Origin of the sequence: Luteibacter sp. NPDC031894 (genome assembly GCF_050273135.1) — a bacterium.
Lineage (GTDB): Bacteria > Pseudomonadota > Gammaproteobacteria > Xanthomonadales > Rhodanobacteraceae > Luteibacter.
Genome location: NZ_JBNNMV010000006.1, coordinates 84,031 through 108,686, shown reverse-complemented (window position 1 = coordinate 108,686; position 24,656 = coordinate 84,031). Strand labels below are relative to the sequence as shown.

Below are 24,656 nucleotides of genomic sequence, written 5' to 3'. Positions count from 1 at the left end.
ATGGCCAAGAAGACCATCGGCATCGTCGGCGCGCGCGGCCACACGGGCGCCGAACTCATCCGGCTCGTCGCCGGGCATCCCGGCCTCGAACTGGCCTTCGTTTCGTCGCGGGAACTCGACGGACAGCGCCTCGCGGAGCATAGCGATGCGTACCGGGGCGACCTCGCGTACGGCAACCTGGACCCGGCCGCGGTGTCCGCGGCAGGCGTCGACGCGGTCGTCCTCGCACTGCCCAACGGCAAGGCCGCGCCTTACGTCGAGGCGATAGACAAGGCGGGCGCAAGTACCGTGATCGTCGACCTTTCGGCCGATTACCGCTTCGACGAGCGCTGGTACTACGGGCTGCCGGAGCTGTATCGCGAGCGCTGGCGCGGCGAGAAGCGCATCAGCAACCCCGGTTGCTACGCCACGGCGATCCAGGTCTCCATCGCACCGGTGAAGGATCTGCTCGCCGCGCCGCCCGTGTCCTTCGGCGTGTCGGGTTACTCGGGCGCGGGCACCACGCCGTCCGACCGCAACGATCCCGACAAGCTGCGCGACAACCTCATGCCGTACTCGCTCACGGGGCACATGCACGAGAAGGAAGCCAGCCGCCACCTCGGCCTGCCTGTCGAGTTCATGCCGCACGTGGCGCCACATTTCCGGGGTCTCACGGTCACCACGAACCTCTATCTCGCGAAGCAGGCGAAGCGCGAGGACATTGTCCGTCGCTTCGAGGCGCGTTACGAGAAGGAGCCGTTGATCCACGTGGTCGACGAGGCGCCGTGGGTCAGCCATGTGGCGAACCGGCACCACCTCGACGTGGGCGGTTTCGCGCTGTCCACCGACGGCCGCCGGGTCGTCGTGGTCGCGACGCTCGACAACCTGCTCAAGGGCGCCGCCACGCAGGCCATGCAAAACGTCAACCGCGCGCTCGGCTTCGACGAGCTCACCGCCATCCCGCTCTGAGGAACCCCCATGACCCAGCCGCTCTGGCAGAAGTCCGACACGCAGGTCGACGCGCGCATCATGCGCTTCCTGGCGGGAAACGATGTCGTGCTCGACCGCGAGTTCTTCCTGCACGACATCGTTGCGAGCAAGGCGCATGTCGAAGGCCTCGCCAACATCGGCGTCGTGTCGGCCGATGAGCGCGATGCCTTGCTGCGCGAGCTCGATGCGCTGGCGGCCGACTTCACGGAGGGCAGCTTCATCCTGGACGAACGCTTCGAAGACGGTCATTCCGCCATTGAGGCGAGGCTGACCGAGCGACTGGGCGACGCCGGCCGCCGCGTGCACACCGGGCGCAGCCGCAACGACCAGATCCTCGTGGCGACGCGCCTGTGGCTGAAGGAGAAACTGTCGACGCTGGAATCGCTGTGTCGCCGTGTCGCCGAAGTCTGCCTCGAGCGGGCCGCGGGCGAGGCACTGCCGATGCCCGGTTATACGCACATCCAGCGCGCGGTGGTGTCCTCGACGGGCATGTGGTTCGCCGCCTTCGCCGAAGCCTTCATCGACAACACGCTGCGGGCACGACAGGCGCTGGAACTCATCGACGCCAACCCGCTTGGTACCGCGGCGGGCTACGGTGTCAACGTCGCGCTCGACCGTGCGCACACGACGTCGGCATTGGGCTTCGGGCGCATGCAGGTGTCGCCGATCTACGCACAGCTTTCCCGCGGCAAGTTCGAGATGGCGGCACTCGACGCCGTCGGTACGGCGCTACTGGACACGCGCCGGCTCGCGTGGGACCTGTCGCTGTTCACCACGGCGGAATTCGATTTCGTGAAGCTACCGGCGGAGTACACCACCGGCTCCTCGATCATGCCGAACAAGCGCAATCCCGACGTCGTCGAACTGCTGCGTGCCAGCTATGCCAGTGTCGCCGCCGCGCGCACGGAGATCGAGCAGCTGCTCTCGCTGCCCTCCGGTTACCAGCGCGACCTGCAGTTCTCCAAGGGCTCGCTGTTCCACGGCTTCTCGATGGGCCTTGGCGCCCTCGAACTGCTGCCGGACATGCTCGCCCGCTTCGAATGGAAAGCGGACAGGATGCGCGCGGCGATCGAGCCGGCGATGTACGCGACCGACGTGGCGATCGAGCAGGCCGTGGCCGGTGTTCCGTTCCGCGATGCGTATCGCGCCGCGGCGGAAACGGCGGCGTCGGCAGGGGAAGGGCGCACGCCCGAGTCGAGCCTGGCGGCCCGCACGTCGCCAGGCGCTGGCTACGACCTCATGCTGGATTCGCTGCAGGCGCGACTGACCGCCATGCGCTGAACGAGCGTTGTAGGAGCCGCTATAGCGGCGAAGAACCTCGCGACGTCATTGCGGGACTGCTCTCGCCGCTGTAGCGGCTCCTACATGCCATGCTCGCTCACGTCCTTTGGCTGAGCCACGCCTCAATGGCCTCCACGGCCCCGAAGCAATCCGCAAACCGGTTATAGAGCGGCGTCGGCGACAGTCGGATGACGTCCGGTTCGCGCCAGTCCCCGATGACGCCGTGCTTTTCGAGGTGCTCGAACAGCGCACGTCCCGCATCGCGACCGGCACGCACGCGAATCGATAACTGCGCGCCGCGCTGGGCCGGATCGTTCGGTGTCACGACATCCAGCACCTCGTCGAGCCGCGTGCGAATGAGCCAGTCGAGGTAGGCGGTCAGGCGACGGCTTTTCTCCACCAGGCGCGGCATCGTGGCGCGGGCGAAGACGTCGAGCGATGCGCGCAGTGGCGCGAGCGCGAGGATCGGGGGATTGGAGAGCTGCCAGCCGTCGGCTCCCGGCGTGGGCACGAAGTGCGGACCCATCTGGAAACGCGTGGCCTTGTCATGACCCCACCAGCCGGCGAATCGCGGCAGGTCGGCCCGTGCGTGGCGATCGTGCACGAAGGCACCCGCGACGGCGCCTGGACCGGCGTTGAGGTATTTGTACGTACACCAGACGGCGAAGTCCGCGCCGCTCTCGTGCAGGGCCAGCGGCAAGTTACCCACGGCGTGCGCGAGATCGAAGCCGACGACGCAGCCCCGCGCATGGCCAAGGCGCACGATCGTCTCCAGATCGAAGACCTGCCCCGTCCTGTACTGCACACCGGGCAGCATGATTAACGCGACGCGATGGCCATGCTCCGTGATGGCGCGCTCGATCGCCGCCATCGACAACGTGCCGCCGGGGCCGTCAGGTTGTAATTCGATGAGGTCGCGCGAAGGGTCGAAACCGTGGAAGCGCACTTGCGATTCAAGCGCATAGCGATCGGTGGGAAACGCGCCTGCTTCCATCAGGATGGCGGGGCGCTCTGCCGTCGGTTGGTAGAAGCTCACCATCATGAGGTGCAGGTTGGCACCGAGGGAATTCATCGCGACCACTTCATGCGGTTGCGCGCCGACGACCTCGGCCATCGCGTCGCGCACGTACTCGTGGTAATGCATCCACGGCGAACGGCCGCGGAAATGTGCCTCGACCGCTAGGTCCGCCCAGTCCGCCAGCTCCGCTTCGATCGCGGCGCGCACGCCCTTTGGTTGCAATCCGAGCGAGTTGCCGCAGAAGTACAGGGCGTCGCGTCCCTCGTGCGACGGAATGTGGAATTCATCGCGGAAGGCGTGTAGCGGATCGGCGGCGTCCTGGGCGTCTGCCCACGCGCGCGTCGCTTCGAAAACGGTCATTGGGACATCCTGGAATCAGGAAGACATGCGGGCGGCCACCTCGGCACAACCCTTGTCGAAAGCGGCGCCGAAGCGCGCATCGTCCGCCGGGCGGATGCAGCGCAACTGGATGGCGTAACCGCTGCTATAGAAATAGCGCTCGAAATAGTTCAGTTTCACGGTGCCTTCCTTTGCGGTATAGACATTCTCCGTGGGTGAGCCCGCCTTGCCCGCTGCGTACTCGGGAAGGGCCGTGGCGTGGCTCCGCAGGTTGCCTGCGAACTGCTGGAAACCGTTGAGGTTCGGCACCTTCTGCGAGGTGATCGAGACGCGCGCCAGTGTGGCGTCCGCGGCGCTCGAGCCCGGTACCTGGAACACCTGCGTTTCCTTCTCGCCTTCCGATTGCATGATCGGCACCCATGCGTCGGGTACCGTGAAGCGGAGATCGCCCCCCATCATGGACACGTCGGTGGCGCCGAGCGCGGGGCTCGCGAAGACCAGGGCAGTCAGGAGGAGGCGCGGAAGGCGGTTCACGATCGGGGTCCCCTTGGAGGACGCGGCGGCGCCGCGTAACGGCGGCATTCTGGCACAGCGCGCGCGCCGGCATGGCGTGCAGGCTGTGCGCCAGGTCACGCCACGGCGGCAACGGACTGGAAACGCGACATGGGCACGCCAAGCCACTCCAGCGCGGTGCCGTGGAACAGCCGTGCGCGCTCCGCGTCGTCGAGCCCGAGGGCCTCGATGCCACTTCCCGGTTCCTGCTCCCCGAGCGGGAAGGGATAGTCCGTGCCGAGCATGACGCGATCGCTACCGGCAGTGGCGAGCAGGTAGCGCAGCGCGGCCTCGTCGTGCACGCAGGAATCAAAATAAAGACGCGACATGTATTCGCGCGGATTGCGCGCGTTGTCCGTCGCGACGAGATCGGGACGCATGCGGAAACCGTGCTCGATGCGGCCGATGGAATAGGGGAAGCTGCCGCCGCCGTGGGCGAGCATGACCCTGAGCGCGGGCAATCGTTCGAGTACGCCGCCGAAGATCAAGGCGCAGGCGGCGCGCGATTGTTCAGCCGGCATGCCCACGAGCCAGGGCAGCCAGTACTTGGGCATCGTATCGGTGCCCATCATGTCCCAGGGATGCACGAGAATGGCCGCGCCGAGGTCGGCGGCGGCCTCGAAGAACGGGAACAACTCCGGCGCGTCGAGGTTCCACGCATTGCAATGCGACCCGATCTGCACGCCCTGCAGCCCCAGTTCCTGGATGCAACGTTCCATCTCGCGGATGGCGAGGGATGGCGATTGCAGCGGCACCGTACCGATGCCCGCGTAATGTCGCGGGTGCGCCTCGCATACCTCCGCCATGGCGTCGTTGAGGTGCGTGTGCAGTTCCAGTGCCTGGTGGCCCTTCGCCCAATACGAGAACATGACCGGCACCGTGGAGACGACCTGCACGCCGACGCCGAAACGGGCGTAGTCGGCGATGCGGTGTTCGGCGTCGAAGGCCGAGTCCCAGACTTCGCGGAAGAACTTTCCGTCCTTGTAGATCCGGTGGTGCCCACTGGAATGGGTCATCACCGGGAAGCGCTCGTCGCCATGGCGGGCGGCGAGATCGGGCCAGTCACGGGGCAGGATGTGCGCGTGGGTGTCGATCTTGAGCATGGGGCCGAGTGTAGCGCCGCCGGCCCGGAGGAGCCTCTCGCGGTGCAGCAACCCTCAGGCCGGCGCGGTCGACCTGCGGTTGACCACGTGCGCGATCGTGTCGACGTTGTCGGTCAGGCGGTCGGTAAGGCGGGAGACCGCTTCCACGAACTCGCGGTCCTTGTGCCGGGCCAGCGCGTCGACCAGCGCTCGCTGGTGCTCGCGCAATCCGACCGGCATCGCGATGGGCTCGCCTCGGGTCAATGCTCCTCCCTGCGCACGCAGCGCGATCGAAGCCTCGTGGATGAACGCCCCCACGCCAGGCCACGCTTCGGGCACCTCCCCCGCGTCGATCAGCGACTCCAATGCCATCGCGGTACGGGCGAGGCGGTTGCCATTGGCGTAGAGGGTCTCGGCCAATTCGCTCAGCACGGCGGGCGTCCCGGGTTCGGCAAGCATGCGATCGAGCGACGCCTGGGCGTTCGTGCGGGCCGTGCGCGTCGCGGCGCGCACCTCGTAGCGTGTGCGGCTGTCCGCGGGCGCGACGAGGGCTTCCAGATAGTCCGCATAGGCGCAGAGCATGTCCGAGAGCGCGCTGCGAGCCCGGTGGCGCTCCCAGGTGGGCCAGAGCAGGTAGGCGAGCAAGGCGAGGGCGCTGCCGAGCGCGGTGTTGAGTACGCGGTCCGACATCGCGTTGAACGGATCCACGCCCTCGAACGAAAGCAGCACCACCACGGTGCCGGTCAGGGCGGCGACGGCGATGCCGTAATGCGCGCCGGCGAGGTAGCGGAAGATGACGCAGAGCACGCCCATTACCGCGATATGCGCCCAGACGACATCGGGCGTCAGGCGAAGGACGAGCGTGGTGAGCATGAGCCCAAGGATCGTTCCCACCACGCGCAGGAGCCCGAAATTGAACGTGGCGGCGAAATCCGGGCGCAGCACGATCGCCGCCGTCATCGGCAGCCAGTAGCCGTGTGGCAGCGCGTAGTAGCGGGAGATGGCGAAGGCGAGCGTTAGCACGACGGCGCAGCGCACGGCGTGCCGGAACGCGACCGAGCCCGGGGTAAGGTTCGCGCGCAGCGTCGACAGCGCCGACGCGCTACGCAGCGTCTCGGGAAGAGTGGTTTCAGCCCGCTGCGCGCGCTCTTCGCCGCGTGAACCGGCCCAGTTCGTGTTGCGCACGACGGCCGCGAGCTGTCCCGACAAGGCCTGGATGTGCGCCCCCAGCCCGACGGCCGTGCCGCCCGCGAGCAGCGCACGCTCGCTGGCCTGTAACGTCGCGAGCGCGCGCTCGGCGCGTTGCGGGGGCTCGGCCGCGTCGAGTGCGTCGGCCGTCGCGATCAGGACACGGGCCGCGTCGTTGCGAAACATCTCCCCCATGCCGTCGCGGCTCGTTTCCAGGACGGCCATGGCGATGAGTTCGAGGCGGATGCGCTCCGCCAGTTCCAACAGCACGCGGAAGGCTTCCATCGCGCGGCCGCGCGCGTGGTGCCGGCCGAGCAGCGTGACCTGCAAGGCGTCCATGGCGTCGGTGAGGCCGGGCGCCTCGCCGTCCTGCTGCGGTTTGCGGGCGAGCACCGCCAGTCCGCGGTAGACGGCGGCGAGCGCCATTCGCTCGGGCCGGTATCGTTGCAGCGGCCACGCCGCGATAGAGAACAGAGCCAGCAACATGCCGCCGGAAAAGATCAGGGCGCCGCCCGCGAGCGCACCGCGCAGATCGGTGGGCGTGGCGGCGGTGATCACGAGCAGCAGCATGCTTGTCATGCCGACGCGTGCAATGTCGGGACCGAAGACGACGAGGAGGCCTCCGAAGAAGCCGCAGACCGCGCAGGCCACCGACATCGGGCCGACCCAGTCGCCGATCAGGAAGCCGACCAGCGACGCGGCACCCGCGGCCAGCGCGGCGAGGAACAAGCGGTTAAGGCGCTGCTGGTACGGCCCGGGCTGGTCGGAGAACATCGTGTCCAGCGCGCCGGCGGCGATACCGATGCCCACCTGCGGGTAGCCCAGCGCGAGGCCGAGGGCGAGCGGCAGGACCACGGCCGCGGTGTTGCGCAGCGCGACCCGCATGGGGACGTCGGGTCGTTTCGTCCGGATCAGCGTGCCGATGACGCTGGCGCGGAGCGAGTAGCCGTTGCTCATGGTGTCGGGGAGGCTCGTCCTGTGAGCCTCCGATTCTGCCGCAATTCGCCTGACTGGATGGCGAGCGGAACGGTTGCCGATCAGGCGCGGCCCGAGAACTCGCCGGTGACGGTATTCACGGTGACCTTCTCGCCGGTGGTGATGTACTCGGGGACCTGCACTTCGATGCCGGTCTGCAGGGTCGCCGGCTTCGTGCGCTTGGTGGCGCTGGCCCCCTTGAGCTCCGGTGCGGTGTCGGTCACGGTGAGCACCACCGAGGTCGGTACCTGCAGGCCGACCGGCGCATCGTCGATCACCTGCACGTAATAACCCTCGAGGTCTTCCACGATGTAGCCGGCGTTGTCGCCGATCACTTCCGCACCGAGGGTGTACTGCGTGTAATCCTCGTCGTCCATGAACACGAACGCGTCGCCGTCCATGTACGAGAACTTCGCCTGGCGGCGGGTGAGCTCGACTTCCTTCAGTTCATCGTCCGCGCGGAGACTGAGGTCGTACTTGCGGTTGCCGGGGATCGAGTACAGGGTGAACCGGAAGGTGACGTTGCCGCCGCGCGCGGTGGGCGCGCTGCGTTCGATGTCGCGGACCTGGTACACCGTGCCTTCGTTCTCGACGACGTTACCTTTCTTGACTTCGGATGCTTTCATGGCTGTTCGACTTCGTGTCGTGGGTTGGATTATTTCGGCGCGAGGCGGACGGCGCCGTCGAGCCGGATCGTCTCGCCGTTGACGTAGCGGCTGGCGAGGATGAAAGCAACGGTGTCGGCGAACTCTTCCGGCTTGCCCAGGCGCGACGGGAAGGGGATGGACGCGGACAGCGATTCCTGCACCTGTGGGGGCATGCCGTCGACCATCGGCGTCCAGAAGATGCCGGGGGCGATCGTGTTGACGCGGATGCCGAAGCGCGCGAGCTCACGCGCCATGGGCAGCGTCATGCCCACCACGCCGCCCTTCGACGCGGAATAGGCGGCTTGTCCGATCTGCCCTTCGTACGCGGCCACGGAAGCCGTGTTGACGATCACGCCGCGCTCGCCGTCTTCGCCGGCGGGGTTGCCCTGCATCAACTGCGCGGCGGCCTTCGCGACGTTGAAGCTGCCGACCAGGTTCACCATGACCGTGGTCGAGAAATTTGCCAGCGGCATCGGACCTTCCTTGCCCAGCACCCGGCCCGCGCCGAGGATGCCCGCGCAGTTCACCACCACGTTCAGTCCGCCCATCGCCTCGCTGGCGGCAGTGATGTTGGCGGTCACGCCGTCCTCGGAGGTGACGTCGGTGCGATGGAAGGACGCTTTGCTGCCGAGCGCGGCCGCGGCGGCCTGGCCCTTCTCCTCGTTCACATCGAAGAGGGCGACCCGGGCGCCTGCGGCGACGAGCCGTTGGGCGACGGCGTGACCCAGGCCGGATGCGCCGCCGGTGATCACCGCCTTGACCTGTTCGAGCTTCATGGGGACTCCGCGTTGCGAATGGCAAAGAAGCGCATCTTAGCGGAGCGCACAAGCGACGGCAGCCTACTTCGGCGTGGATCCCTGCAGCAGCCCGGCCAACGCGGCGGAATTCGCCAGCTCCGCGAAAGGGAGCACCGGCGCGGGTGGATTGGCTGGCTCGGCGAGGAAAAGGCTCCATACGCCGACGTCCCACCAGCGGCCCAGCTTGTAGCCGGCCTTCGGCCAGACACCGGCGGGGACGAAGCCCATGGCCTCATGCATCGCGACGCTGGTCTCGCCGGGCAGGGTGATCACGCCCACGGCCTGGTTGATGCCCTGCAGGCGCATGGCGTCCAGCAAGGCGCCGTAGAGGCGGCGGGCGATGCCGCGCCGCCGCGCCTTCTCGTGCACGTAGATCGAGGTTTCAGCGATCCAGTCGTAGGCGGCGCGCTCGCGAAAACGGCCGGCATACGCATAGGCGAGCACCTCGCCGTCCTCTTCCCACACCAGCCACGGATGGCTCGCGAGGCGGGCGCGGATGCGTGCCGCCATCGCGTCGTTGCCGGGGAACTCGGTTTCGAACGTGATCGCGCTGCTTTCGACGACGGGCGCATAGATGGCATGACAGGCGGCGGCATCGCCTTCGACGGCCACGCGGATCACAGGCTCTTTTCCATGAAGATGCTCGACGCGTTGGCGCGGTGGTCACCGAACGGCCGGCAGCGGCGGTAGCCTGCGCGCTCGTACAACTCGATCGATTCGGTCTGCGCCGTGCCAGTCTCGAGCTTGACGACCTTGCCGCCAGCGGAGCGGACCTGTTGCTCGAGCGCCTCGAGCATCTGTTTCCCCAGGCCCATGCCTCGGCAGGCAGGAAGCACGTACATGTACTTGAGCTCCACATAATCGCCGTGGTCGACGCTTGCGCCGCAGGCGAGCGGGAGACCGTCGACGCGCGCGGTCATGAAGGTAGTGTGCGGCTGGCGCAGGCTTTCGACGCCGACCGAGGGCGGCGGCAGGTGCCTGTCCAGGTCCGAGAGGTAGCCGTGCAGTTGCTCGATGAGGGGCAGGACGTCCTCACTGCCGGGATCGTCAATCGCGAAGACCAGCGACGGCGGTGTCGGTGCCACCGTGAGGTCACCATCGTTGAGGCTGCGCAGGAAAAAACGATCGCAACTGAAATGCCCGGTGCCGCCCATGGGCGCGTCGATGCGCGTGAAGCCGTGGCGCTGGTACAGCGCCTGTGCCGCGTCCATGCCGGTCAATGTCTCGAGGTAGCAGCGCGAGAATCCGGCGCGCCGCGCGGCGTCGAAGCAGCGGCGGAGAAGCTGTGAAGCGGCGCCCGTGCCACGGGCCTCGGGCAGGAAGTACATCTTGCGCAGTTCGCACGTTTCCGCGTCCCCGCCTTCCAGCGGCGCCATTCCGCCACCACCGACCGCACGGCCGCCCATCTCGACGACGAAGTACGCGGCACGGGGCCGCGCATAGGCGGTCGACATCGTGTCGACCTCCGTGTCGTGTATGGCGAAGCCGGGGCCGTCGGCGCCGAACTCGGGCATGACGGTGCGGATCACGGCGGCGATGTCGGCATCGTCGCGCGGCTCGATGGGGCGGATGAGGTAGTCGGCAGGCATACGTGGATGCTGCCATGGATGGTGCCGGCAATGAAGGGAGCCTCGGGTCCCACCGGGGGCCGGCGTATCAGACGGCGGTGCGGGCCTGGGTCACCCTGCTGGCCGTGGCCTTGCCGAGCTGGCCGGCCAGCCATGCACCGGTTTCCACCAGGCGGTCGAGGTTTACCCCTGTGGTCATGCCCATGCCGTGCAGCATGTACACCACGTCCTCGCTCGCCACGTTTCCCGTGGCGCCCTTCGCATAGGGGCATCCACCGGTGCCCGAGACGGCGCTGTCCACGACGCGGACGCCTTCCTCGAGGCAGGCGAGGATGTTGGCGAGGGCCTGCCCGTAGGTGTCATGGAAGTGGACGGCAAGCGACGCCATCGGCACCTCGCTCGCCACGGCGCGCAACATGGCCCGGGCTTTCGCAGGGGTGCCGACGCCGATGGTGTCGCCGAGCGATACCTCATGGCAGCCGAGTTCGTGCAGGCGACGGGCGACGCGCACGACGTCGGCGATAGGTACCTCGCCCTGGTACGGGCAGCCCAGCACGGTGGAGACATAGCCGCGCACGGCGACGCCGTCGGCACGCGCGCGCTCGAGCACGGGCAGGAACCGATCGATGGATTCGTCGATCGAGGCGTTGATGTTCTTGCGGTTGAACGCTTCCGACGCGGCCGTGAAGACGGCGACTTCGCCGGCGCCGACGTCCCGCGCGCGCTCGTAGCCTTGCAGGTTCGGCACCAGGACAGGGTAGACGACGCCGGGCGCTTTACGGATGGCGCGATAGACCTCGGCGGCATCGGCGAGTTGAGGGACCCATTTGGGGCTGACGAAGCTGGTGGCCTCGATGGTGGCGAGGCCCGTGTCGGACAGGCGGTCGATCAAGGCGATCTTGACCGCCGAGGGAAGCATCGTCTTTTCGTTCTGCAAACCATCGCGGGGGCCGACCTCGACGATGCGAACATGGTTGGAAGCGTTCATGCAGTCTCCGGTCAAGCCGTTTCGACGAAGCGAACGAGGACGGCATCGGCGTCCACGAAGTCGCCCTGTACGACGGATAGGGACTCAATGCTGCCGGCGCGGGGCGCCTTCAAGGCCAGTTCCATCTTCATCGCTTCCATCACCAGCAATTCCTGGCCTTCTTCCACGACGTCGCCGACGGCGGCCCGCACCAGCACGATGCGGCCAGGCATGGGCGCGACGAGTTGCCTGGCGCCGGCCGCCGCCTCGCCCTGCCATGCATAGGCGGGGGCGCGCTCGAACGTCCAGCGGCGGCCTTGTTCGTCATGCAGCCGCACGCGTCCATGTGTCAGCGACAGTGGTACGCGTCGCGCACGATCGTCGAAGCGGGCGGAAAGCGTACCGTCGGCGAGCCGCGCACCGGATACGGTGCACGAGCCGTCGTGCAGATGAAGGACGTAATCGCCGTCGTGGCCGTGCGCTTCGATCTCGTGGCGACGCCCCCCTTCGACCAGTGCGACGACACGCTTACCCGGGTGGCCGATGCGCCAGGCATCGGCACTGCCCCACGGCGAATGCGGATCGCCATCGCCGTTGCGCGACGACACCTCGTCCGCGAGGAGCATGGCGGTCGCCGCGGCGAACAGGTCGAGCTCGGCTGCTTCGGCAGCGCCGACCAGGAATTCATCGAGGTGACGATCGAGGTAACCGGTATCGATCCGGCCTTCGACGACGACGGGATGGCGCGCCAGCCGCTCCAGGAAGGCCACGTTCGATTTCGGTCCCACGATGTCCGTCTGCGCGAGCGCTTCGCGCAGGCGCTCGAGGGCCTGTGTGCGATTGCGGTCGTGCACGATGAGCTTCGCGATCATGGGGTCGTAAAAGATCGTGACCGTGTCGCCGGCGACCACGCCGCCGTCGAGCCGCACGTGTTCTGACGGCGATGGCAACTCGAGGGAAACGAGCCGGCCGGAACCGGGAAGGAAGTTCGCTTCGGGATCCTCGGCGTAGAGGCGCACCTCGATCGCATGACCGTGTGCCCGTATCGCGTCCTGCGCCAGCGGCAACGGTTCACCCGCGGCGACGCGCAGCTGCCATTCCACCAGGTCGAGGCCGAGGGTTTCCTCGGTGACCGGATGCTCCACCTGCAGGCGGGTGTTCATTTCCATGAAGAAGAACTCGCCGTCTTGCCCGACGATGAACTCGACCGTGCCCGCGCCCACGTAATCCACCGCGCGCGCCGCGGCTACCGCGGCGGCACCCATGCGCGCCCGGCGTGCCTCGTCGAGGAAGGGCGAGGGGGTTTCCTCCAGCACCTTCTGGTAACGACGTTGCGCCGAGCATTCGCGCTCGTTGAGGTGGACGATGTTGCCGTGCGTGTCGCCGAACACCTGGAACTCGATATGGCGCGGATGCTCGACGTAGCGCTCGAGGATCACGCGCGTGTCGCCGAAGGCGTTCGCGGCTTCGCGCTGGGCCGAGGCGAGCGCCTCCGCGAAGCCGGCGTCGTCGCGCACGATGCGCATGCCCTTGCCGCCGCCACCCGCCGCCGCCTTGATCATGAGCGGGAAGCCGGTACGCCTCGCCTCGGTGGCCAGTTGTTCGGGTTCCTGGTCCTCGCCGTGGTAGCCGGGAACGAGCGGAACGGCATGGCGCTCCATGAGGGCTTTTGCCGCCGCTTTGGAACCCATGGCGTCGATGCTCTCGGGCCGTGGGCCGATGAAGGCGATGCCGGCCTCGGCGCAGGCACGCGCGAAGCCCGTGTTTTCCGACAGGAAGCCGTACCCGGGATGGATCGCTTGCGCACCGGTGCGTCGCGCGACCTCGATGATCGCGTCGCCGCGCAGGTAGGATTCCGCCGGACGCGGGCCGCCGATCGGCCACGCCTCGTCCGCGAGCCGTACGTGCTGGGCTCCCGCGTCGGCACTGGAATACACCGCGACGGTACGGATACCCAGGCGGCGGCAGGTCCGGATCACGCGGCAGGCGATTTCGCCACGGTTGGCGATCAGAATGCAGTCGAACATGCGGCTCCCGGCACGGTGTCGGATGGTGGGGGAAAAAGGGAGAAAACTAGCAGATTGCGGCCCCGCGGCGGGTTGCGCCGCAGCATCGCGACGGTTTCGTGATTTGCGATCTGATGGCCGGTCGCCTAGCCTTGGAGGCCCGGGAGGGCGTTCCCTGCCTTCCACGATCCCCCTCCTCCAGAGCGAGAATTCCATGCAGATCGCCAACCGCCACGCCGTTTCCTTCCACTACACGCTGACCGACGACCAGGGCAACGTCATCGACAGCTCGGAAGGGCGCGAGCCGCTGGCTTATATCCATGGCGAAGGCCATATCGTCCCGGGCCTCGAGAAGGCGCTGGAAGGCCGCTCGGCGGGCGATCAGTTCAAGGTCGACGTCACGCCGGAAGAGGGCTACGGCCCGCGCCACCAGGAGCTGGTCCAGGTCGTGCCGCGCGCGGCGTTCCAGGGCGTGGAAGACCTCCAGCCGGGCATGCAGTTCCAGGGTCGGAACGACCAGGGCAGCATCAACGTCACCGTGAGCAAGATCGAGGGCGACAACGTCACCGTCGACGGCAACCACCCGCTCGCCGGGCAGACCCTGCATTTCGCGGTCGAGATCGCCAATGTCCGCGAGGCGACCGAGGAAGAGCTGTCGCACGGCCACGTGCACGGTGAGGGTGGCCACCACCATTGATGATGGTGGGGGAGCCGCCATGGCGGCTCCCACATGCCTTAGTACCAATCAAGCAACGACACGCCGATACCGAGGTAGGTCGCGCGGTGGTTGTAGTCGATCAGACTCTCACCGTAGCCGTTGAAGATTTCCATGTAACCGCGCAGGTTGCCGACGACGGGGAAGCTCCAGGTGCCGCGTAGCGAGCCGTGCGAGCGATCGCCGCTGCGGAACGAGTGCCGCGCGGTCAGGCCGAATTCCTGCCGGCCCACTTCGTGGACGACCTGGATCTCGCCGCGCCCCATGTAGTCCTGGATATCCGGGTTGTCGTCGTCCTTCCGGTCCTCGGGGATGCGCCACCACGGGCGCAGCATGACGGTCCAGCCGTCGCGTTCCAGGCCGATGTCCGCGACCACACGATTCCAGCTGCGCGACAACGGGTCCGCGCGACCGTTCGACTGATGGTTGATGCCGATGCTGGCGAGGCGACCTGTCCACCCCAGTATCTCGTAGTGCGTGTTGAACGCGAGCATCGCCTCGGGTTCGTAGTTCGTTTCGCGGAACGGGCGCGAGTTGTCGGTGTTGTAGACCTGCCAGCGCGAGGACTGGGTATAGCCGACCCAGAGGTCGCCGTTCTCGCCGAACAGGTTCTCGACCACCTTGGTCTTGAGGCTGATCTGAAACTTGGCCTCGACATCGTCCAGTTGTTGCGGCGTCGCCACCGTGTGGTCAGGCGCCGGGCTGTGCGGGCGAGTGTTCTGCCGGGACGCGCCGAAGAACGGGAGCGCGTAGGTCGGCTTGTAGCCACGCAGGTTGAAGGTCCCCAGCTTGGACTCCGGCGACAGTTCCCAGCGGCTGTCGAGCAGCGACAACGGCCGGGCGACATTGCCCGAATCGCGTGTGGCGAGGTCCACGCTGATCGAATGCGCCGAGGGATCCTCTTTCTTCGCGGCCTGAGGAAGCCGATCGCGGCCCACCGCCTTGTCGTAGCACAAGAGGCGCTGCGAATCGGTTTCGATGGCGGAGCACGCGCGGATGTCCAGCGGGCTAGGGTTCTGCGCCACGGCGATACCTGCATGCAGGCACGCATAGACGCCGAGGGCGCCGGCGGCGCGGAATGGCTTCATGGTGAGGTGACTCCCTGCGGACCGGGCGGGCCGGTGAGGCGGGGGAGTGTAGCGGCCATGGCCGTCAGCAGAACGTGCAGCGTTCAGGGTCGCGAAAGGTGGGAAGCCCGCGAGCGGGCTTCCCACGGCATGGGCCGGGTCGTCCCGGCGTCTCGTTATTGACCGCCCGCGCCGGACTTCGCCACCCAGCGCTGGTACTCGGCCTTCGAGATTTTTCCGTCGCGGTTGCTGTCCGCGTACTGGAAGTCGTTGGCCAGGAGCGGATAGGCCGACGCGCCGCTCTCGGAGATGGAGCCCTTGCCCCCCGCCAGCGTGGCGAAGTCAGGCGCCGGACCTGCCGGCTTAGCCGGGGCCGGGCCGCTGTTCACGCTGACCTGTCCTTGCGGCGTTTGCATCGTGGCTCCGGTGGAACCCGATTCCGACCCGGGCGGCGCCGGTGGCGCAGGCGGCATCGGAGCGGCGGGCGCGGCCGGCGGCGGAGGTGGCGCTTCACTCGCCGGCGGTGGCATGGCCGGGTCGGCCGGCTGGCTGGCCGGTGGCGGCATGGTCGGATCGGGTGCCTGGGTGGTCGGCGGCAGGGGTTCGCCAGGCGGCGGAGGCGGCACTGCGCCCGGCGGCGGAGGGGGCGGCGGCGTGGCCTCGCCCGGGGGTGGAGGCGGAACCTGGTTCGGCGGCGGCGGAACCTGGGCGAATGCCGCGCCTGCCAGCAGCAGCGAAGCGCCGATGGCAACGGCGCGAACTTGCTTCTTCATGGATGGCCTCCTTTCGTCACGTGGTTGGGGTGCTGCGATGTCCTGCATCGCGGCATCGTTGCCGACGCTAGCAAGGAGCGATTTAATGGCGACCCAACTGGCGAAAGGCCTCTACCGTGCCGTCACGCGTATCCGACGCGCCCTCCACGGGCAACGTGCTCCGCCTTTCCCAGCGGTCGGCGCAGTTGATGCACCTCGCTGCCCAGGGACTCCTGAAGCGCCGGACGCGCAAGGCGCGAAAGACCGATGTCGTCGACGCGATCGCACGCATGGGACTGTTGCAGATCGACACGATCAACGTCGTCGCGCGAAGTCCTTACATGACCCTGTTCTCGCGCCTGGGTGCCTATCGCAACGAATGGCTGGACGAGGCATTGGCGGAGGGCGCCATTGCCGAGTGCTGGGCGCACGAGGCGTGTTTCGTGCCGTCCCCGGCGTACCGTTACCACCGCGATTACCGTTCCGGAAGGGCAGGGCACTGGGCGCACAAGATCGCGGAGAGGACGCACGCCGAGGCGCGTGCGGACATGGACGCGCTGATCGAGAGGATTCGCCGCGAGGGTCCGCTACGCGCGGCCGATTTCGAACGCGAGGGCCCCGGCGGCAAGGGATGGTGGGGATGGAAACCGGAGAAGCGCTGGCTGGAGGCCTGGTTCGCGCTGGGTCGCCTCATGGTGGCGAGGCGGGAGCGCTTCCAGCGTGTCTACGACCTGGCCGAACGGGTGACGGCGACGTGGCCCGAGCCGCCACCGGCCGGCACGCTCGACGAGGCCATCGTGCGGCGGCACTTCGTCCTGGAGAGCGTGCGCGCGCTAGGTATCGCGAAGGCACGCTGGATCGCGGATTACTTCCGGTTGCGGCCGCGCGTGACCGACGTGGAGCTGGAGCCATTGGTCGCCGACGGCAGCCTGCTCCAGGTGTCGGTGGACGGATGGGATGAGCCGGCCTACGTGCATCGTGCGCAGGCCACGGTGCTCGCGGACGCGAGCCGGAACGGGCTGCGGGCGACGCGCACCACGCTCCTTTCGCCCTTCGACCCGGTCGTGTGGGACCGTGCGCGTGCGCAGGACCTCTTCGGCTTCGAATACACGATCGAGTGCTATACACCAGCGGCGAAGAGGAAATACGGCTACTACGTGCTTCCGATCCTGCATCGCGGCCGTCTCGTCGGCCGCCTCGACGCGAAGGCGCACCGCCAGGCGGGCTTGTTCCAGGTCCTGGGCATCTGGCTCGAGGACGGCACCGCGGTGTCGCCCGACCTTGTCGAGGGCATCGCCGGTGCGATAGGTGAATGCGCGGCATGGCATGGCACACCGCGCATCGCCATCGAGCGCAGCCAGCCCACCGGACTGGCTACGCGGTTGCGGAAGGCCGCTAGCGTTTGATCAACGCGTGGAAGCCGGGGCCGGCACGTCGGCGCACGACTTGCCGTGCAAGGCATCTTTCAGCTGTGACGCCAGCGACGTGCAGCGCGCACCGAGCTGGCCGCGCATGTCGGGATCCTGCGACTGCCGCAACAGGCTGGTCCGCATGAGGTCATAGCGGCTGTCGATCTGGTCGCGGGCGTAGATGCCGGCCGCGAGATGGCAGCTCTTGTAGCTGGCGAGGTATTCGTCGCAGGCGGCGATGCCGGTGCTTTCAGGCAGCGCAGCCTCCTTCTTGCTCCCCGAGCGAGGCGCGGGCGACGTCGTGCTGGTCGAGGAGCGTTTGCTTGGACTGCTGCTCATCGTCGTGGTTGTCGTCGGGCTGGCGGTACGGCCCGTGCTGCTTTCGGGCTTGGTCTTGTGATCGGAGCAGGCGGCCAGCGCGAGAGCGCCGGCGAGCAGAGGAATGAGGCGGGTCATAGAGCGGTTCATGTCGACGGGTCCCCCTTTGGCAAGCGTGGACGGATGGTAGCCAAGTCGCAGCATTGATGCGACGCGAAGCAAGCATGTGCCCACGAGGGGTGAAATCGATGTCAGCGATCATGGGAGGACGCGGATTCGACACCATCGCTATTTCCCGCGGGTACAGGTATAGTCCGCGCACTGTGTTTGCCGGGGTCATAGAGTTACGTTGACCCGATGCCGCTGATCACGGATCCGCAACATCGCTTCGCTCCTCGCGTTTCCTTGCACACCAGTAATGCGGCGACTTATTTCAAGTCGCTGGTTTCATTCGTAAAAATCGTATTGGAGTGTTTCTATGTCGGATCGTGAGATCGGCACCGTAAAGTGGTTCAACGATGCCAAGGGCTTCGGCTTCATTTCCCGTGAGGCGGGTCCGGACGTGTTCGTTCACTTCCGCGCCATCCAGGGCAACGGCTTCAAGTCCCTCGCCGAAGGCCAGAAGGTCTCCTTCAAGGTCGTGAACGGCCAGAAGGGTCTGCAGGCTGAGGAAGTCCAGGCCGCCTAATCGGCCCGGACCATTCTCGCGAAAAAAGCCGGGCGGCAACGCCCGGCTTTTTTTATGCGCGCGAGGTATCCACATGCATTATCGGCAAGAAAATCGCCGGTTATTCGATCTTCTTCACATCTTTCCTCGTGATCGGCGTCAAAAATCCGACTTCTGTAGGGGTTCCCCTACAGAAGTTTGGGAAAATGTGGTTATGATCCACCCTACTGTGTCTGCGCGGTCACGAGAGTGACCCGATGTAAGCGAGCAGTTCTTGCGCTCCATCGCCTCACCCGGTCCTGCATGCCCAGTAAGTCGCCGGCTCGCGAGCCGGGTTTTCGTGTGTTGGATAGAGGTGTGTGTGATGGCAACAGGTACTGTGAAGTGGTTCAACGACGCCAAGGGCTTTGGCTTCATCACTCAGGATGAAGGTGGTCCGGATGTGTTCGTGCATTTCCGTTCCATCCAGGGCAACGGCTTCAAGTCGCTTGCCGAGGGCCAGAAGGTGGAATACACCGTGACCCAGGGCCAGAAGGGCCCGCAGGCGGACAACGTCGTTCCGAAGTAATCCGTTCGGGCCGGCTACCGCCGCCCGTCCTTGCATGACTTCGACTCCCCCGGTGCCCTGCGCCGGGGGAGTTTTTGGCGTTTCCTCGGGCGCCAGCACCGCCGATAGATTCATGCCAGCCGGATCGGCGCGGCTTTGCTAGGCTCCACGCATCACGGGAGCCAGCCATGACCACTCTTTCCATCGACGGCAAGCAACGCGACCTCGGCGGCGGCTTCGTCGTGCGGCGCATGCTGCCGCATCTGAAGGCGCGCCACGTCGGCCCCTTCGTCTTCTTCGACCAGATGGGCCCGGCCGCTTTCGACGACGATGCCGGCCTGGACGTGCGACCGCATCCACATATCGGCCTGGCGACAGTCACCTGGCTGTTCGACGGGGTGATCCGTCATCGGGACAGCCTGGGTAGCGCCGTGGATATCCATCCGGGCGACGTGAACTGGATGACGGCCGGGCGCGGCATCGCGCACTCGGAACGGACGCCGCCGGAGGCGCGTCACCACCACGCGAGCCTGCACGGCATCCAGGTCTGGGTCGCCTTGCCCAGGTCGCACGAGCGGATTGAACCGGAATTCCATCATCATCCGGCTGCCGAACTCCCGAAGGTCGATCGGGACGGCGCCCGCATGGTCGTCATCGCCGGTGAGGCCTTCGGCGCGACGTCGCCCGTGCGCGTCTTCGCGCCCATGTTCTTCGTCGAAGCCCGCCTCGAGGCCGGCGCGCGGCTGACCATGCCGGAACAGCACGCGGAGTGGGGCGCCTACGTCGTCGAGGGATCCGCTCGTTTCGATGACGTGGAACTCGATGCCCTCGACATGGCGGTGGCGCATGACGGGCCGCCGCCGGTGCTGGAGGCAAAGGAGCGCTCGCTGGTGATGCTGTTCGGTGGAGCACCGCTCGATGGCGAGCGACATTTGTGGTGGAATTTCGTTGCCAGTTCGCCGGAACTGATCGAGACGGCGAAGGCCGACTGGGCGGCAGGGCGGTTTCCCCTTGTGCCCGGCGACGAATACGAGCGGATTCCGTTACCCACCTACTGAGCGGGAGGCGCCATGGCCCGTTTTGCGAGCTTTCGCGAGTTCTATCCCTATTACCTCGGCGAACACGCCGATGTCCGATGCCGCCGCCTGCATTTCGCGGGCAGCTGGATAGTCCTCTTCGCCCTCGTCATGCTCGTCGTCACGGGTCAGTTCCTGTGGCTGTTGCTGGCGCTGGTCGGAGGCTATGGCTTCGCATGGATCGGGCACTTCGTCTACGAGAAGAACCGGCCCGCAACCTTCCGTCACCCGCTCTACAGCCTGATGGGCGACTGGGCGATGTTCGGGGACATCCTGCGCGGGCGCGTCTCCTTGCGCTGAGCACGCCCGCGCTGGCCCTCAAGCGACTTCCGCCGGCGCCGGCGACCGGGTCGTTTCACGCTGCGCCCGACGGGAGGCGCTCCACGCGTCCAGTTCCAGTTCGTCGCGCGCCGTCCGGCAGACGGCAAGCAGTCGTTCCACGTCGCCATCGCTCATGCCCGCATTGAGGGTGAGACGAAGGAGCGAGCGGTTGACCGTTGTCGCCGGTGCGCTGAACACCGAGCCGAAGACGCCGTGCCGTTCCATGATGTCGCGCACGCGCCCGGTCAGGATTTCCTGTCCTGCCTCGAACGCCACGATCTGCTCCGTGCCGTCACTGATCGGGTAGCCCATCGCGGTCAGTTCGCTCCGGACCTGGCGAGTGATCGCCCGGAGCCGCTGGCGTCGCCAGCCCTCGGTCTGGATGACCCGGTGCGACGCCGAAAGTCCCGCCAGTTCGTGTGGCAGCAACGAGGAGCTGAAGATCGCCGGCAATGCCTCGCAGCCGAAATAGTCCTTGAACCGCGTGGTGCAGGCGATGAAGCCGGCGCGGGAACAGTAGGCCTTGGCAAGACTCGCGGTGACGAAGTGCACGCGGTCCGTCAGGCCGAGACTGGCAACAAGGCCTTCGCCCCGCTGGCCGTGTGTCCCAAGCGAGTGGGACTCGTCGACCACCAGCACGCATCCTTGGGCATGCGCGATGGCGGCGATCTCCGCGAGCGGTGCCAGGCTGCCGTTGGTGCTGTAGACCGCGTCGACGACGATGACGCCGGGCCCATTGCGCAGCACCTGCCGTTCCAGGTGCGCCATGTCGTTGTGCAGGACGGGCACGGCCTTCGCGCCGGCGCTGCGGATGCCTTCCCACAGCGACGCATGGGCGAGCATGTCGATGTATACCGGCACGCGCTCCCCGGCGATCGACTGGATCAGTCCGACGTTGGCGGCGAAGCCCGATTGGGCGAGGATGCCGTCCTCGCTGCCGACGGCCCGGGCAAGCTCTGCCTCGACCCGGTGCAGCGGCTGTCCCTCGTCCTGCTGGAACAGCGCGGACATCATCATGCCTAGCCCACCTCGAGCCAGCGCGCCTCGCTGTGCCTCGACGATGGCCGGGTGACCCGCGATCGCGAGGTAGTCGTTGCTCTGGAGCATGAGATCGCCTCCTTCTGGCCGCCGTCCACGCAAAATGTGACGTCCGCCCCAATCGACGGCCACCCGTTCGTTGTGAAATCGATCGACCCTGCACGCAACGAAGTCCGGAAGAGCCGGTGCCTTGGCGATCGGGTAAAGAATGGAAACGTTTTCCATGGATCATCTCTCTCTGTGGTCAAGGGACAGGCGGGTTCGCGCCGTCGCGTGCCACGACGGCGCGCGCGCCGGCCTCGCCCAGGCAGGCGCGTAGCGGAAGGGGGAGGGTGTCGACGGCACGACGTCGAGACCCTGGCCCCTCATGCCATTAACAGAGAGACGTTATGCGGACAGCGTCGTCCGAATGAGATGAATCCAGGCGACACGGGCCCTGCGCGCCGGACAGGCCGGCGCGAAGTGCTTCGCTCGCTTGAGAATTGACGGAACGAATCCCTAGATGAACCGCGACCTGCTGTCGGCGGCGAGGCTCAAGTCCTGCTCGCGCAACCAGGTGCGGTACGACTTCACGTGCTGCAGCCGGAAACGCTGCACGTCGTCGATGAGCGCGTAGTAGTACCACTGTTCGCCGGAAACCGCCGTCGCGACGTGGAGCTGCGACTCGGGATCCACCACGCCCTTATGGTAGAAACCGTCGCGCGAATTGAACCAGGGCAGGGCCGTGCCCCGCCGCAGCGCCTCGAGCACCCCCTGCGGGGCACCGAGATCTGCCGCAATTTCATAGTGGGTGCGCAGGTCCTCGTCGGTCTGGACGAGGAGGAACCGGCCGATGCCCCAGGCGTCGACCAGGAGCAGCCCGGTGGGATTGCAATGGACGTAGCACTCCACGGGCTGGAAGGTGGCGGTTACCGACTGGAGGACCTCGCGGAACGCGGGGTCGCGCAGGAACCGGAAGTTGCCGAGGGCCAGCGTCTCGGCCACGAAGGCGCTGGCCCGCTCGAAGTAGCGGTGCTGGAGCTCGCTGATGGCGGTCTGCAGTTTCTCGATCGCCGCGGGATCGTTCTTGCGGATGAAGCGATCGATCACGCCGGAATTGAACGCGTCGATGGCGGTCGCATCGTCAGCCCGGCCGGTAAGCAGGATCTTGCCGATGTGCGGGTTGGGCAGGCGCTTGCAGAAGGTGATGCCGTCCATCTCCGGCATGGCCTGGTCCACGACGACGACCGAGATCTCCGCGAAGCGCTCCGGGTCGTAGACCACGCGGTGGATCGAGTCGATGTCGAGGGCCACCAGTTCCTGCGTCTCGGAGGGGCGGTCCTTCCAGCGGTAGAGCCAGCCGCCACCGGGCACGGGGCGGCTGCCGTTGTTCCCGAGGGTGGCGAGCGCGCTGCGCGGGGAGCTGAACGTGCGGACCCGCATCATCGGGTCGAGCAGCAACGGCACGACCTCGAGGTACTCCTCGTGGTCGTCGACGAGCACCGTGGTCGTCGGGAAGTGGAAGGGCTGGATGTCGCCCTGCGAGTTCAACGTCATCACTGCCGGTCCCCGGTCTCCGGATGCGGGAAGGTGAGGGTGAACTCGGTGAATTCGCCCAGGTTGGTACGGCATGCGATGCCACCGCCCATATGCTCCATCGCCGCGCGACAAAAAGCGAGTCCTACTCCGAGGCCGGTCACGGTGCCCGCCCCCGCGCTGTCGCTGCCATAGGAGTAAAAGCGGTTGAAAATGCGGGGAAGCACGTCCGGCGGGATGCCGGGACCCGTATCGTAGATGCGGATCCGGTTGGCCAGCTCGTCCGGCTCGATGAACACCTGGATGTCCCCCTTGCCGGCCCTGTCGGTGTGGAAAAGGGCGTTTCGGAGCAGGTTGAACAGGATATGGACCACCAGCGCCTCCTCGCCCAGGAGGCGGAAATCGCCCGTGGGCGAGAGGGTGATACGTTCCCGCTCCGCACGTGAACCGTAGGGGAACCGGCGGAGGGCCTGCTCGACGCATTCCCGCGCGACGAGCGGCGACAGCGGGATTTCGCCGATCGGCCGGGCCGAGAGCAGCAGCATGTCGATGATGGTGTTCGCGTAGGTGACCTCGCGCTCCATGACGCCGATGCTTCGCTCCAGCGCATGGAGGTTCTGCGCGCGCACCTCGGGCACGGCCAGGCCCTCGCCCTCGGCCAGCCGGTGGCTGCGGATCAGGTCCGGCATGAAACGCGCCACGGCACGCGCGGCGATCCGCAGGGAGCCCAGCGGCGTGCGCAGTTCGTGCGCGATGTTGTTCGACGCCGCGGTCAGTGCGTCGATACGCGACTGCTCGGCCATGTTCGATGAGACCGTGCAGGTGGCGCCGCCGACCATGGCGAAGAGGAGCAGGGGAATGTATTCGAGCATCGTCCGTGTCTGCAGGTGCGCCTCGGGAGACAGCACGAACACCAGCGCGGCGAGCAGGCTGCCGATGCTGAAAACCACGACGAAACTGGCGATGTCGAACAGCATCATCAGCAGCATGACGCAAGCGAGGTGGGTCATCAGCCACGCCGGCGTCGCGTTACGCAATGTCATGTATCCCACGAAGAACGGCATCGCCACCGTTATCGCGAAGTACCAATACGTCGGCAGGTGCGTGCGTAGCCGGCGCGGCCACCACGGCAGCAGCGCCAGGGGAATGAACGTCGCGCTGCAGACGAGCCGCATTGGCAGGTTTTCGTAGGGCTGCGGGAACAAGTAGGCCCAGACCGGGTAGTACACTGCCAGGGAAAAACTGCCCACGACGCCGATCGCCACCATCTTGGGCTGCGAGTAGCGCGTGCGCAGGAACATCGTGTTTTCGAAACGTGCCATCGCCCGAAGCAGCAACCAAAGCTGCATGCGGATGAAGTGCCGCGGTCGATGCTGCTTGTCAGCCGGCGTCGACATGGACGGTGGCATCCCCGAACCCACGCTATCGATACTGTCGGTGGCAGGCCTGGCAGGCCTCGCCGATGGGGGCGATCGCCCGGGTAAGCGCTTCGCAGGTGGCGGGTACCGCCGCGGTCGCACCGTCGATGACCTTGCCCAGCCGGCCAGCCACCTCGTAGAAGGGCGCGTCCATGTCCGGGAAGGCATCGCGCAGATCACCCGCCGCCTGGCGCATGCGCGACAGGTGGTCCGCGGAGGCCTTGGCATCGCACTGCTTCGCCCGCACGTTCTCGCGCAGCACACCCATGTGGTGCTGCATCACGGCCATGACGCCGCGGTGGAACGGCGTGCCCTGGTGGAGTGCCGACAGGGCGAATGTGGCCCCCATCGCGCCCACGACAAGGCCGAGAAAGACGAGTAGCAGCGGGCGCATCGGGGGTCCATCGCAACACGAGGGCGCCAG

The 24,656-nt window shown here is 66.9% G+C and carries 25 protein-coding genes and 1 pseudogene; 8 read left to right on the top strand and 18 right to left on the bottom strand.

Annotation, left to right across the window (positions count from 1 at the left end):
• Both argC and ACQKIE_RS15525 read left to right on the top strand, forming a co-directional pair.
• Complete coding sequence (gene argC / locus ACQKIE_RS15530) at positions 1–948, top strand: N-acetyl-gamma-glutamyl-phosphate reductase (RefSeq protein ID WP_427460711.1); 948 nt, start codon at positions 1–3, stop codon at positions 946–948.
• Between the two features lie 9 nt (positions 949–957).
• The gene (locus ACQKIE_RS15525; protein WP_427460709.1) at positions 958–2,250 is read left to right on the top strand and encodes an argininosuccinate lyase; all 1,293 of its coding nucleotides are present in this window, start codon (positions 958–960) and stop codon (positions 2,248–2,250) included.
• A 97-nt stretch (positions 2,251–2,347) separates the two neighbouring features.
• Here ACQKIE_RS15525 and kynU read toward each other — a convergent pair whose 3' ends face one another.
• The 11 genes and pseudogenes from kynU to ACQKIE_RS15470 all read right to left on the bottom strand — a co-directional run bounded on the left by kynU (position 2,348) and on the right by ACQKIE_RS15470 (position 13,410).
• Positions 2,348–3,628: a kynureninase gene (gene kynU, locus ACQKIE_RS15520; RefSeq protein WP_427460707.1), complete on the bottom strand. Its 1,281-nt coding sequence runs from the start codon at positions 3,626–3,628 to the stop codon at positions 2,348–2,350.
• Between the two features lie 15 nt (positions 3,629–3,643).
• The gene (locus ACQKIE_RS15515; protein WP_427460705.1) at positions 3,644–4,141 is read right to left on the bottom strand and encodes a hypothetical protein; all 498 of its coding nucleotides are present in this window, start codon (positions 4,139–4,141) and stop codon (positions 3,644–3,646) included.
• Between the two features lie 95 nt (positions 4,142–4,236).
• On the bottom strand, positions 4,237–5,262 hold the full coding sequence (locus ACQKIE_RS15510; protein ID WP_427460703.1) for an amidohydrolase family protein: 1,026 nt from the start codon (positions 5,260–5,262) through the stop codon (positions 4,237–4,239).
• A 54-nt stretch (positions 5,263–5,316) separates the two neighbouring features.
• Entirely contained in the window at positions 5,317–7,386 is a 2,070-nt protein-coding gene (locus ACQKIE_RS15505) for an FUSC family protein (RefSeq protein WP_427460701.1), read from the bottom strand.
• Positions 7,387–7,466: 80 nt separating this feature from the next.
• Positions 7,467–8,030 carry an elongation factor P-like protein EfpL gene (gene efpL, locus ACQKIE_RS15500; RefSeq protein ID WP_427460699.1) on the bottom strand — a complete coding sequence of 188 codons (564 nt, stop codon included), beginning with the start codon at positions 8,028–8,030 and terminating at the stop codon, positions 7,467–7,469.
• Between the two features lie 29 nt (positions 8,031–8,059).
• Entirely contained in the window at positions 8,060–8,827 is a 768-nt protein-coding gene (locus ACQKIE_RS15495; protein ID WP_427460697.1) for an SDR family oxidoreductase, read from the bottom strand.
• A 63-nt stretch (positions 8,828–8,890) separates the two neighbouring features.
• Positions 8,891–9,469 carry an N-acetyltransferase family protein gene (locus ACQKIE_RS15490; protein ID WP_427460695.1) on the bottom strand — a complete coding sequence of 193 codons (579 nt, stop codon included), beginning with the start codon at positions 9,467–9,469 and terminating at the stop codon, positions 8,891–8,893.
• Positions 9,466–9,933 carry a GNAT family N-acetyltransferase gene (locus ACQKIE_RS15485; protein WP_427460992.1) on the bottom strand — a complete coding sequence of 156 codons (468 nt, stop codon included), beginning with the start codon at positions 9,931–9,933 and terminating at the stop codon, positions 9,466–9,468. The genes ACQKIE_RS15490 and ACQKIE_RS15485 overlap by 4 nt, the downstream gene beginning before the upstream one ends.
• A gap of 18 nt (positions 9,934–9,951) precedes the next feature.
• Positions 9,952–10,437 (bottom strand): annotated as a pseudogene (locus ACQKIE_RS15480) (GNAT family N-acetyltransferase); the annotation flags it as partial.
• A gap of 67 nt (positions 10,438–10,504) precedes the next feature.
• On the bottom strand, positions 10,505–11,404 hold the full coding sequence (locus tag ACQKIE_RS15475; protein WP_427460693.1) for a hydroxymethylglutaryl-CoA lyase: 900 nt from the start codon (positions 11,402–11,404) through the stop codon (positions 10,505–10,507).
• Between the two features lie 11 nt (positions 11,405–11,415).
• Positions 11,416–13,410: an acetyl/propionyl/methylcrotonyl-CoA carboxylase subunit alpha gene (locus ACQKIE_RS15470; RefSeq protein WP_427460691.1), complete on the bottom strand. Its 1,995-nt coding sequence runs from the start codon at positions 13,408–13,410 to the stop codon at positions 11,416–11,418.
• Between the two features lie 193 nt (positions 13,411–13,603).
• Between ACQKIE_RS15470 and ACQKIE_RS15465 the strand changes: the two genes are divergently transcribed.
• On the top strand, positions 13,604–14,086 hold the full coding sequence (locus tag ACQKIE_RS15465) for an FKBP-type peptidyl-prolyl cis-trans isomerase (RefSeq protein WP_427460689.1): 483 nt from the start codon (positions 13,604–13,606) through the stop codon (positions 14,084–14,086).
• A gap of 38 nt (positions 14,087–14,124) precedes the next feature.
• Here ACQKIE_RS15465 and ACQKIE_RS15460 read toward each other — a convergent pair whose 3' ends face one another.
• Positions 14,125–15,192 carry a phospholipase A gene (locus tag ACQKIE_RS15460; protein WP_427460687.1) on the bottom strand — a complete coding sequence of 356 codons (1,068 nt, stop codon included), beginning with the start codon at positions 15,190–15,192 and terminating at the stop codon, positions 14,125–14,127.
• 155 nt (positions 15,193–15,347) lie between these two features.
• Positions 15,348–15,944, bottom strand: coding sequence for an EF-hand domain-containing protein (locus ACQKIE_RS15455; RefSeq protein ID WP_427460685.1), 597 nt, complete (start codon positions 15,942–15,944; stop codon positions 15,348–15,350).
• Between the two features lie 116 nt (positions 15,945–16,060).
• Between ACQKIE_RS15455 and ACQKIE_RS15450 the strand changes: the two genes are divergently transcribed.
• Positions 16,061–17,329 carry a winged helix-turn-helix domain-containing protein gene (locus ACQKIE_RS15450; RefSeq protein WP_427460683.1) on the top strand — a complete coding sequence of 423 codons (1,269 nt, stop codon included), beginning with the start codon at positions 16,061–16,063 and terminating at the stop codon, positions 17,327–17,329.
• On the opposite strand, the gene ACQKIE_RS15445 is transcribed toward ACQKIE_RS15450, so the two are convergent.
• Positions 17,330–17,800, bottom strand: a complete 471-nt coding sequence (locus ACQKIE_RS15445; RefSeq protein WP_427460681.1) for a hypothetical protein — start codon at positions 17,798–17,800, stop codon at positions 17,330–17,332.
• Between the two features lie 328 nt (positions 17,801–18,128).
• Here ACQKIE_RS15445 and ACQKIE_RS15440 point away from each other — a divergent pair, with 328 nt between their 5' ends.
• From ACQKIE_RS15440 to ACQKIE_RS15425, 4 genes are all read left to right on the top strand, one after another.
• Complete coding sequence (locus tag ACQKIE_RS15440; RefSeq protein ID WP_371024729.1) at positions 18,129–18,338, top strand: cold-shock protein; 210 nt, start codon at positions 18,129–18,131, stop codon at positions 18,336–18,338.
• Positions 18,339–18,681: 343 nt separating this feature from the next.
• The gene (gene cspE / locus ACQKIE_RS15435; protein ID WP_036111837.1) at positions 18,682–18,885 is read left to right on the top strand and encodes a transcription antiterminator/RNA stability regulator CspE; all 204 of its coding nucleotides are present in this window, start codon (positions 18,682–18,684) and stop codon (positions 18,883–18,885) included.
• Positions 18,886–19,052: 167 nt separating this feature from the next.
• Positions 19,053–19,922, top strand: a complete 870-nt coding sequence (locus ACQKIE_RS15430; protein WP_427460678.1) for a pirin family protein — start codon at positions 19,053–19,055, stop codon at positions 19,920–19,922.
• A 12-nt stretch (positions 19,923–19,934) separates the two neighbouring features.
• The gene (locus ACQKIE_RS15425; protein WP_427460676.1) at positions 19,935–20,240 is read left to right on the top strand and encodes an Mpo1-like protein; all 306 of its coding nucleotides are present in this window, start codon (positions 19,935–19,937) and stop codon (positions 20,238–20,240) included.
• Positions 20,241–20,258: 18 nt separating this feature from the next.
• On the opposite strand, the gene cqsA is transcribed toward ACQKIE_RS15425, so the two are convergent.
• The 4 genes from cqsA to ACQKIE_RS15405 all read right to left on the bottom strand — a co-directional run bounded on the left by cqsA (position 20,259) and on the right by ACQKIE_RS15405 (position 24,626).
• Positions 20,259–21,524 carry an alpha-hydroxyketone-type quorum-sensing autoinducer synthase gene (cqsA, locus tag ACQKIE_RS15420; RefSeq protein WP_427460674.1) on the bottom strand — a complete coding sequence of 422 codons (1,266 nt, stop codon included), beginning with the start codon at positions 21,522–21,524 and terminating at the stop codon, positions 20,259–20,261.
• A gap of 273 nt (positions 21,525–21,797) precedes the next feature.
• Complete coding sequence (locus ACQKIE_RS15415; protein ID WP_427460672.1) at positions 21,798–22,835, bottom strand: response regulator; 1,038 nt, start codon at positions 22,833–22,835, stop codon at positions 21,798–21,800.
• Positions 22,835–24,211, bottom strand: coding sequence for a sensor histidine kinase (locus ACQKIE_RS15410; protein WP_427460670.1), 1,377 nt, complete (start codon positions 24,209–24,211; stop codon positions 22,835–22,837). The genes ACQKIE_RS15415 and ACQKIE_RS15410 overlap by 1 nt, the downstream gene beginning before the upstream one ends.
• Positions 24,212–24,236: 25 nt before the next feature.
• Positions 24,237–24,626: a cytochrome c gene (locus tag ACQKIE_RS15405; protein WP_427460668.1), complete on the bottom strand. Its 390-nt coding sequence runs from the start codon at positions 24,624–24,626 to the stop codon at positions 24,237–24,239.
• Positions 24,627–24,656: the final 30 nt, after the last annotated feature.

Excerpts from the sequence above, each read along its gene's own strand:
- argC (WP_427460711.1), top strand. The coding sequence starts at position 1 with ATGGCCAAGAAGACCATCGGCATCGTCGGCGCGCGCGGCCACACGGGC.
- ACQKIE_RS15525 (WP_427460709.1), top strand. The coding sequence starts at position 958 with ATGACCCAGCCGCTCTGGCAGAAGTCCGACACGCAGGTCGACGCGCGC.
- kynU (WP_427460707.1), bottom strand. The coding sequence starts at position 3,628 with ATGACCGTTTTCGAAGCGACGCGCGCGTGGGCAGACGCCCAGGACGCC.
- ACQKIE_RS15510 (WP_427460703.1), bottom strand. The coding sequence starts at position 5,262 with ATGCTCAAGATCGACACCCACGCGCACATCCTGCCCCGTGACTGGCCC.
- ACQKIE_RS15505 (WP_427460701.1), bottom strand. The coding sequence starts at position 7,386 with ATGAGCAACGGCTACTCGCTCCGCGCCAGCGTCATCGGCACGCTGATC.
- efpL (WP_427460699.1), bottom strand. The coding sequence starts at position 8,030 with ATGAAAGCATCCGAAGTCAAGAAAGGTAACGTCGTCGAGAACGAAGGC.
- ACQKIE_RS15495 (WP_427460697.1), bottom strand. The coding sequence starts at position 8,827 with ATGAAGCTCGAACAGGTCAAGGCGGTGATCACCGGCGGCGCATCCGGC.
- ACQKIE_RS15475 (WP_427460693.1), bottom strand. The coding sequence starts at position 11,404 with ATGAACGCTTCCAACCATGTTCGCATCGTCGAGGTCGGCCCCCGCGAT.
- ACQKIE_RS15470 (WP_427460691.1), bottom strand. The coding sequence starts at position 13,410 with ATGTTCGACTGCATTCTGATCGCCAACCGTGGCGAAATCGCCTGCCGC.
- ACQKIE_RS15465 (WP_427460689.1), top strand. The coding sequence starts at position 13,604 with ATGCAGATCGCCAACCGCCACGCCGTTTCCTTCCACTACACGCTGACC.
- ACQKIE_RS15460 (WP_427460687.1), bottom strand. The coding sequence starts at position 15,192 with ATGAAGCCATTCCGCGCCGCCGGCGCCCTCGGCGTCTATGCGTGCCTG.
- ACQKIE_RS15455 (WP_427460685.1), bottom strand. The coding sequence starts at position 15,944 with ATGAAGAAGCAAGTTCGCGCCGTTGCCATCGGCGCTTCGCTGCTGCTG.
- ACQKIE_RS15445 (WP_427460681.1), bottom strand. The coding sequence starts at position 17,800 with ATGAACCGCTCTATGACCCGCCTCATTCCTCTGCTCGCCGGCGCTCTC.
- ACQKIE_RS15440 (WP_371024729.1), top strand. The coding sequence starts at position 18,129 with ATGTCGGATCGTGAGATCGGCACCGTAAAGTGGTTCAACGATGCCAAG.
- cspE (WP_036111837.1), top strand. The coding sequence starts at position 18,682 with ATGGCAACAGGTACTGTGAAGTGGTTCAACGACGCCAAGGGCTTTGGC.
- ACQKIE_RS15430 (WP_427460678.1), top strand. The coding sequence starts at position 19,053 with ATGACCACTCTTTCCATCGACGGCAAGCAACGCGACCTCGGCGGCGGC.
- ACQKIE_RS15425 (WP_427460676.1), top strand. The coding sequence starts at position 19,935 with ATGGCCCGTTTTGCGAGCTTTCGCGAGTTCTATCCCTATTACCTCGGC.
- cqsA (WP_427460674.1), bottom strand. The coding sequence starts at position 21,524 with ATGGAAAACGTTTCCATTCTTTACCCGATCGCCAAGGCACCGGCTCTT.
- ACQKIE_RS15415 (WP_427460672.1), bottom strand. The coding sequence starts at position 22,835 with ATGACGTTGAACTCGCAGGGCGACATCCAGCCCTTCCACTTCCCGACG.
- ACQKIE_RS15410 (WP_427460670.1), bottom strand. The coding sequence starts at position 24,211 with ATGTCGACGCCGGCTGACAAGCAGCATCGACCGCGGCACTTCATCCGC.
- ACQKIE_RS15405 (WP_427460668.1), bottom strand. The coding sequence starts at position 24,626 with ATGCGCCCGCTGCTACTCGTCTTTCTCGGCCTTGTCGTGGGCGCGATG.